An 824-nucleotide genomic window follows, 5' to 3' on the forward strand; every position below is an offset into this window, starting at 1 on the left:
ATATATATATATAAGCAAGCAAAATTACTAATTATTTTAAAATTTTATCTTTTAAAATAGCTCTTTTGAATTATTTTAAGGGCTAAATTAACAACAAAATACATTAAGTTTAGTAATTGTTTATAAAAAGTATTGTATTTATAAACTATTAGTATATAATAAAAATAATGGTTTATCCTTTTAACAAAAAAGTAATTTACGGTTTATGCTTTCCGCCTTAAAAAGACTTATGCTGACTTGTTATTCGAACAAGAATAAAAAAAGAGAGGTTTATAAAAATGGCACTTACAAAAGAACAATTAATTGAACAAGGTTTAAGTGAAGAAATAGCAGATAATATTTTAAGTGAATTTCATAATGAAACAAAACAAATTATTGAAGGTATTCAAAAGCGTAAAGATACTATTTCAAAAGAAGAGTATTTAAAAGTTGCTAATGAATTAGATGAATTAAAAGCATTTAAAGATGTTCCAACTACTAAAATTGAAGATATTAAAACTAATTTAGATAAAGTTAGCGGTAATTCTTTAACTGAAAAAATGCAAACTTTAAAAGAATTAAAACCTGATTTGTTTGTTGAAGAACAACAATCAATTTCACCAACTAATTTTATTAAAGATATGATTGAAAATTCAGTTGAAAATAAAAATGATGAAATTGAAATTATTAAAGAAAAAGGAGCATATACTCCTGAGGAAATTAAAAAATTAACTGATTATACACTTAAAAACCTTAGATAATAAAGGAAGTGAAATATTATGGCAACAATTAATTTGCCACAAGTACCTTTTACATTACAAGGTAATACAACAGGTGAAAAAGCC

The 824-nt window shown here is 22.9% G+C and carries 1 protein-coding gene; it reads left to right on the forward strand.

The window, feature by feature from the left end:
• Positions 1-278: 278 nt before the first annotated feature.
• Complete coding sequence (locus TS70_RS06695) at positions 279-740, forward strand: hypothetical protein (protein ID WP_198049802.1); 462 nt, start codon at positions 279-281, stop codon at positions 738-740.
• Positions 741-824 lie beyond the last annotated feature (84 nt).

The organism is Spiroplasma sp. hyd1 (assembly GCF_016082235.1).
In the GTDB taxonomy this organism is placed as follows: domain Bacteria; phylum Bacillota_I; class Bacilli_A; order Mycoplasmatales; family Mycoplasmataceae; genus Spiroplasma; species Spiroplasma poulsonii.